This is a genomic window from Oceanicaulis sp. UBA2681 (assembly GCF_002354675.1).
Lineage (GTDB): Bacteria > Pseudomonadota > Alphaproteobacteria > Caulobacterales > Maricaulaceae > Oceanicaulis > Oceanicaulis alexandrii.
This window is the reverse complement of record NZ_DEMB01000011.1, coordinates 272964-279743: the sequence shown is the minus strand read 5'-3', so window position 1 is coordinate 279743 and position 6780 is coordinate 272964. Positions and strand designations below refer to the sequence as shown.

Below are 6780 nucleotides of genomic sequence, written 5' to 3'. Positions count from 1 at the left end.
GCTTGCCGATCTGGTGGAGCTTTGCCCGGCTCACGACCAGGACGGGGTGACGGCGAAGACCGCCGCTCTGCTGGCGCGCCGTATATTGATGAGGTGATCGGACGCAGTTTGCTTGTCCGCCAAAGCTTGCCAGGACTGCGGGCGAAGGTCTCAATAGCCGCAGACAAGTCACAAGAGCTTGCCCATGAATGTTCGGCGCAATTTGCGAGTGCGCGATATCCGCGGCCTGATCGAGTCCCGTCTGTGGGCGCAGATTCTGGTCGCCATGGTTGTGGGTGTTGGCGTTGGCTTGCTGTTGTCGCCACAGACCGAGGGCCCTTTCTCACTTGAGGCTGGTACAGCCGAAGATGTGGCGGAATGGCTGCGACTGCCCGGTCAGATCTTCCTGAACGTGATCCAGATGGTGGTGATCCCGCTGATCATCAGCTCGATCATTCTGGGTCTGACATCGGCGGGGGACCCGGCTTTTCTGCGCAAGGTCGGGTTTCGAATCGCGCCGTATTTTGTCGGGACGACCACCTTGGCGGTGCTCCTGGGCGCCGCAGTGGCGAGCCTGATCAAGCCGGGCAGGTTCATCGACGGAGCAAATTTTACTGACGCCGCTATGGCCGAAGCCGCCGGGTCCGTGGACGCGCTGATGACGGAACCCGCCGAAGTGCTGTCCGCGCCCGCCCAGATCGCCAATCTGGTGCCCGCCAACATTGATAACGCCATGCTGACCGGCAACATGCTGCAGATCGTGGTCTACGCCTTGTTCATTGGCGTGGCGATGTCGATCATCGGCCCGGACAGGTCCGAACCGCTCAGCCGACTGCTGCAGACGGTCCAGGAAGTAGCGATGAAGATCATCGGCTGGGCCATGCGGCTGGCGCCCATCGCCGTGCTGGGCCTGATCTCTGATTTCGTCATCCGGGCCGGCTTCGACGCCTTGATCGGCTTGTCGGCTTATATCGTCTCGGTGCTGATCGGCCTCGCCGCCCTGCTCACCTGCTATCTTGTGATCGTGCTCGTGCTGGGACGCCGCAATCCGTTTGCGTTCGCCGGCAAGATCGTCGATGCGCAGCTCCTGGCCTTCTCGACGTCCAGCTCGGCGGCGACCATGCCGCTGTCACTGCGGGTCGCTGAAGACCGGTTGAAGGTGGCGCCGCCCATTGCGCGCTTCGTCATTCCGCTGGGCGCGACCGTGAATATGGACGGCACGGCGCTGTATCAGGTGGTCGCGGCCCTGTTTATCGCCCAGCTGTTCGGCGTGGATCTGAGCGCCGCCCAGTTCGCGCTTCTGGTGATCACCGTGGTGGGGGCCAGCATCGGCAGCCCGTCCACGCCGGGGGTCGGCATCATCATCCTCGCCACGATTCTGCAAGGTATGGGCATTCCGGCGGCGGGCGTGGCGATCTTGCTGGGCGTGGACCGGATCCTCGACATGTGCCGGACGGCGGTGAACGTCACGGGCGATCTCACCGCCTGTGTGGTGATGGATCGCTGGCTTGAGGATGTGAAGGCGGATCCGCTGACGACGCCTGAACTCACGGACCCGCCAGCGTCATAAGGCGAGCTTCAACCCTTCATGACTGTCTGTGAAGCCCAGCGTCTCGTAAAATCTCAAAGCGTCGGTGCGCGCCTTGTCAGACGTCAGCTGCACCAGACCGCACTGTCTCAGGCGGCATTGCTCGATCGCCCACTCAATCATCGTGCGGCCCAGCCCGTCACCGCGCCGGCGCCGGGCGATGCGAACACTTTCAATCTGACCGCGCCACATCCCCAGGCGCGACAGGCCGGGGATGAAGCTGATCTGCAAGCATCCTGCAACGCCCGCGTCGTCTTCCAGTATGGCGAGGAGCTGGTTGGGGTCGGACTGGATGGCGTCAAACGCGGACAGATAGGCCGGATCAAGGGGCGTGCTGACACGCTCACGGCTCTGCCCGAGGTCGTCGTCGGCGAGCAGGGCGATGATCGCCTCGAGATCGTCGCGACCGGCACGCCGAAAGGTGAGGGCGTTAGACGTCATGATGCTGTTTCCTTGGAGCAAAGATAGTTTCGGGTCAGCGCTTTCATGTGATGCAGATATTGGGCTTGCGGCCAGCCGCAGCTCAGGGTCAACGCTTCCCAATTGCGCACGGACAAGATGGCCCAAAGCAGGTCCGCCGCCTTTTGGGCGTCCAGTTCAGGGCGCAAATCGCCATCGGCTGCGAGGGCGTGGATCGCCGCGTCGCATCCTTGGCGCATGGCGGTCATGCGATCGGTCCAGGCCAGGTCCGCCGCCTCATCACTGGGGGCCATCGCCATCAGGGCGCGCGCCACGGGATAGATGATCGGAATATAACCGCCCCACGCCTCGATATAGGCGTCCAGCCTTTCAAGGCCGGACGTTGCGGCGCGGCTGGGCGCAAGCCTGCCCGTCACATCCTCGACCTCGTCAATATGACGCGTCAGGGCGATCAGAAGCTCCGCACGCGTCTTGAAGTGCAGATACACCGCCTGCCGGCTCAGCCCGGCGGCTTTGGCGATATCGCTCATCCGGGTCGAAGCGCCTGTGTCGCTGACCAACAGCGTGTGGCACGCGTTCAGGATCCTGGTGCGGGTGTCGGCTGTGGCGGCCATTGCGGGGTCTCCGAGCGCAAAAAGTCGGACGCACCATCGATTACGCTTGACACCGTGTCAAGAGGCGCCTACTTGACGCCATGTAAACTTTACATCGCGTCAAGTGACGCAAGGAGCATGACATGGCTATTTTCAACGCAGTCCGCCGTGCGTTCACGCGCACCTCCCCTATTCTGATCACGGGCGCGACCGGAAAGACCGGCGGTCGCGTGGCGCAAGTGCTGGCCGAGCAGGGCCATCCGATCCGTCTGGGCTCGCGGCGGGCGGACATTCCCTTTGACTGGAACCAGCCGGACACTTGGCCGGCGGCGCTGGACGGCGTGAAAGCCGTCTACATCGCGTACGCGCCGGATCTGGCGGTCCCGGGCGCAGTCTCGACGATCACCCGCTTTGTGGACGCCGCCGCAAAGCAGGGCGTGCAACGCCTGGTCTTGTTGTCAGGCCGCGGCGAAGCCGAAGCGCAGGCCTGTGAGCGGATCGTGCTCAATAGCGGGCTGGAAGCGAGTGTGGTGCGCGCCAGCTGGTTCAATCAGAACTTCTCCGAAGGCGCCTTCGTGGACATGGTGCGCGCCGGTCAGATCACGCTGCCGGCAGGCGATACGCCTGAGCCGTTCGTGGACGTCGATGACATCGCCGAAGTGGCGGTTGCGGCGCTGACCCAGCCCGGTCATGACGGCGAGATCTATGAAGTCACCGGCCCGCGTTTGATGACGTTCAAGGATGTGGCCGCAGCGCTGTCAGAGGCTGCTGGCCGGACCATAGACTTCGTGGCCATCCCGCACGCCGCCTTTCTGGAGGGCGCAAAAGCCGAAGGTGCGCCCGCAGACGTGGTGTGGTTGATGGATTACCTGTTCACCACGGTTTTTGACGGCCGCAACGCCCATGTCTGCGACGGCGTTCAGCGTGCGCTGGGACGCCCCGCCACGGATTTCGAGACGTACGCCCGAAAGACCGCCGCTCGCGGCGTCTGGCTGGCGGCGGAACCTGTGTAGAGCGATGCTGGAGGTTGAGATGACGGTATATGTCTTTGCGCTTGCGGGACTGGTTCTGGCGACAGGCCTGACGGCGGGCGTTTTCCTGGCGTTTTCAGATTTCATCATGCGCGGCCTGTCTCAGGCCGCGCCCGGCGCCGGCGCGGCTGGCATGATCGGTCTGAACCGGACGGTGTTGCGATCGGTCTTTCTGACCAGCTTTTTCCTCATCATCCCGTTTGCGGCCGGGCTGGTCTGGTGGGCGCCGGAAGAGGCGCCGGAAACCGCCCGCTGGCTCATCGGTCTGGGCGCCAGCGTTTACGCCGTGCTGGTCTTCGGCGTAACGCTTGTGGCGAGTGTGCCGCTTAACAAGGCGCTTGAAGCCAGCGGCGGTGCGGAGGATGTCTGGGAGCGTTATCGGCGCGTCTGGACCGCCTGGAACCATATCCGCACTCTGGGGACGACATTGAGCTTTGCAGTCTTCCTGACGGCTTTGACGATGCTGACTTGAGTCCGGCATCAGGAGTGGGCGATCATTGATGATCACCTATGAGTCGCATCGAGCAGGGGCCAGGCCATGGACCGATTATCAACGCTGGAAGTCTTCCGGCGGGTGGCTGAGTGTAACGGCTTCAGCGCGGCGGCGCGGGATCTGGGCGTGTCCAACGCCGCGGTAAGCAAGGCGGTCAAGGATCTCGAAGCCCGGCTTGGCGTCCAGTTGATCGTGCGCACCACCCGCTCTCTGAGCCTGACCGATGCGGGCGCGGCCTATTATCATCAGACGTGCGCGGTGCTGGACGCGTTGGCGGAAGCTGACGAGCAGGTGCGCGCCGAAGCTGCGAGCCCGCGCGGGCGGTTGAAGGTGTCAGCGCCCATGTCGATGGGGCTGATGACCCTGTCTGAAGCCTTGCCAGATTTCTGTCGTCAGTACCCGGACATTCTGCTCGATCTGCATATGAGCGATGAGTATGTGGACCTGGTCAGTGGAGGCTTCGATCTGGCGATCAGGGGAGGCTTGTTGCAGGATTCCAGCCTGAAAGTGCGCAAATTGCTGGATCTGGACAGGATTGTCTGTACCGCGCCGAGCTATCTGGAAGCTCGGGGGCGTCCTGCATCACCTCAGGATCTGAGTGCGCATGACGCTCTGGTTTTTGCCGGGTCAGGAACTCCGGAGACCTGGCCGCTGTTCAGCGCCGACGGCATACAAGCTGTCCCGGTCAAGCCGAGACTGCGGATCAACAACTCGATCGCGCTCAAGGCCGCTGCAAAGCAAGGGCTGGGCCTCGCACTTCTGCCAAATGTTTATGTGCGTGAGGACATGGCGTCCGGCGCCCTGGTCGACGCCATGCCGGGATGGCGCGGTGAAGCGCAGGCGCTATACGCTGTCTATCCCGAACAGCGCGAGGTCTCACGCAAGGTGAGGGTCTTCCTCGACTTTCTGGTCGAGCATTTCAGGACGATGCAGAGCTAGGATTTATATTTCACGTTTCGTGAAATATAAATCAATAAAAGTCTGAATTATTTTCAATTTGCCGTGCAGTAAGGTTCGACCCGTCATCACACGGGAGAGCGCCATGCGCACGCAAATCGCAATCGCCTATCATACCGGCTACGGACATACCCGCGTTCTTGCCGAGGCCGTCGCGCAAGGAGTCGAGCGCCAGTCCGGCGCGCGGGCCGAGTTGATCGACGTCACCGACATGAACTCTGAATCTTGGGCGATCCTCGCCGTTTCCGACGCGATCATTTTTGGCTCGCCGACCTATATGGGCGCGGTCTCGGGGCCGTTCAAAACCTTCATGGACCAGACCTCCGCCATCTGGCTGGCGCGGAGCTGGGCGGACAAGCTGGCGGCGGGCTTCACCGTTTCCAGCTCGCAGGCCGGCGACAAGTTCGCCACGCTCAGCCAGCTCGCCACGCTTGCGGCCCAGCACGGCATGCTGTGGGTGAGCCTCAACCAGTTGCCCGGCAATAATAGCTCGACCGCCAGCGTGGACGATCTCAATCGTATCGGGGCGTCTCTGGGCGCCATGGCCCAGGCCAATAATGACCAGGGACCGGACCTCGCCCCGCCCGCCGCCGACCGTGAAAGCGCGGCCCGGCTCGGCGCCCGCGTCGCAGAGCTGGCGCAGCGTATGGCCGTAGGTCGCGCGAAGATCGCAGAGCCTGCCTGAGGCCTTTGCTTTCAATCATTCAGTTTACGGAGAATGCTATGACACGCCTGTCATCGGCGCTGATCGGCGCCGCTTTATCCGCAGTCCTGGGCGCGGTCGCAACGGCGCAATCTGACCGTCCTGAAGTCGGCGTGAGCCCATGGGGGGCGGACGATGAAATCGGACGGCTCAACCTGATGACGCCGGTCAGCCAGGCCGCCATTCTGGGCCGGATCTCGGGCGGCGCGCCCTATGATCTGTCGGTGGAGTATTTCATCGGCATGCCCAGCTGGCAGGCCGCGGGTGATCCTCATTATCGGATCTGGATGACCCACACCCCGCACGGTACGGGCGTGGATGACCCTCTGGGGCTGGGCCACGCCATGAACGACCATGTCAGCTACACGGGCGCGGCGGTCTCGATGTACACCCATACCGGCACGCACATCGACGCCCTGGTCCATTTCGGGCTCAATGGCGAAGTGTGGAACGGCTTCACGGCAGAAGAACATCTGGGCGATCGCGGTTGGCGCGTGGGCGGGGCTGAGGCGTTGCCGCCCATCGTTGCGCGCGGCGTCTTGATTGACCTGCCGGCGTTTCTTGGGGTTGATCAGCTTGCTGACGGTCACCGGATCAGCCGGGGCGAGCTGGTCGGCGCGCTCGCTTCTCAACAGGTGTCTCTGGCTGAAGGTGATGTGGTGCTGATCCGCACCGGCCGCATGCAGGTGTATGACGACGCCCAGGCTTACATGCAGAACCCGCCCGGTCTGGGCATGGAGGCCGCCCGCTTCCTGATTGAGGAGGGCGGGGCGATGATCGTTGGCGCTGACAATCTCAGCTTTGAGGCCTTCCCCAGTGAAGATCCGGCCAATTACGTGCCGGTGCACACCTATCTTTTGGCGGAACAAGGGGCCCCGATCATCGAGCTTGTGTTTCTGGAGGCCCTGGCGCGCGACCAGGTCTATGAGTTCGCCTTTATTGGCGGCGGTTTGCGCTTGCGCGGGGCTGACGCCGCGCCGATGCGTCCGCTCGCCTTTCCTCTGCGCTAGGGAAGG

8 protein-coding genes are annotated in these 6780 nt (G+C 63.1%); 6 read left to right on the top strand and 2 right to left on the bottom strand.

The window, feature by feature from the left end:
- The first annotated feature begins 184 nt into the window (after nt 1-184).
- Nucleotides 185-1549 (top strand): dicarboxylate/amino acid:cation symporter, encoded by a 1365-nt coding sequence (locus tag B3M53_RS09455; RefSeq protein ID WP_286800214.1) that lies wholly within the window; start codon nt 185-187, stop codon nt 1547-1549.
- Here B3M53_RS09455 and B3M53_RS09450 read toward each other — a convergent pair.
- Both B3M53_RS09450 and B3M53_RS09445 read right to left on the bottom strand, forming a co-directional pair.
- A complete protein-coding gene (locus tag B3M53_RS09450; RefSeq protein WP_160093069.1) occupies nt 1544-2008 on the bottom strand; it encodes a GNAT family N-acetyltransferase in 465 nt (154 codons plus the stop codon). The two genes, B3M53_RS09455 and B3M53_RS09450, sit on opposite strands and share 6 nt — an antisense overlap.
- Nucleotides 2005-2601, bottom strand: coding sequence for a TetR/AcrR family transcriptional regulator (locus tag B3M53_RS09445; RefSeq protein WP_286800212.1), 597 nt, complete (start codon nt 2599-2601; stop codon nt 2005-2007). The genes B3M53_RS09450 and B3M53_RS09445 overlap by 4 nt, the downstream gene beginning before the upstream one ends.
- A gap of 122 nt (nt 2602-2723) precedes the next feature.
- On the opposite strand from B3M53_RS09445, the gene B3M53_RS09440 reads away from it, so the two are divergent.
- The 5 genes from B3M53_RS09440 (at nt 2724) to B3M53_RS09420 (ending at nt 6774) form a co-directional block, all read left to right on the top strand.
- Entirely contained in the window at nt 2724-3593 is an 870-nt protein-coding gene (locus B3M53_RS09440) for an NmrA family NAD(P)-binding protein (protein WP_286800211.1), read from the top strand.
- Nucleotides 3594-3612: 19 nt separating this feature from the next.
- Nucleotides 3613-4083 (top strand): DUF1772 domain-containing protein, encoded by a 471-nt coding sequence (locus B3M53_RS09435; protein ID WP_286800209.1) that lies wholly within the window; start codon nt 3613-3615, stop codon nt 4081-4083.
- Between the two features lie 66 nt (nt 4084-4149).
- Nucleotides 4150-5043, top strand: coding sequence for a LysR family transcriptional regulator (locus B3M53_RS09430; RefSeq protein WP_286800208.1), 894 nt, complete (start codon nt 4150-4152; stop codon nt 5041-5043).
- Nucleotides 5044-5146: 103 nt separating this feature from the next.
- Nucleotides 5147-5746: a flavodoxin family protein gene (locus B3M53_RS09425; protein WP_286800206.1), complete on the top strand. Its 600-nt coding sequence runs from the start codon at nt 5147-5149 to the stop codon at nt 5744-5746.
- 38 nt (nt 5747-5784) lie between these two features.
- Nucleotides 5785-6774: a cyclase family protein gene (locus tag B3M53_RS09420; protein WP_286800204.1), complete on the top strand. Its 990-nt coding sequence runs from the start codon at nt 5785-5787 to the stop codon at nt 6772-6774.
- Nucleotides 6775-6780: the final 6 nt, after the last annotated feature.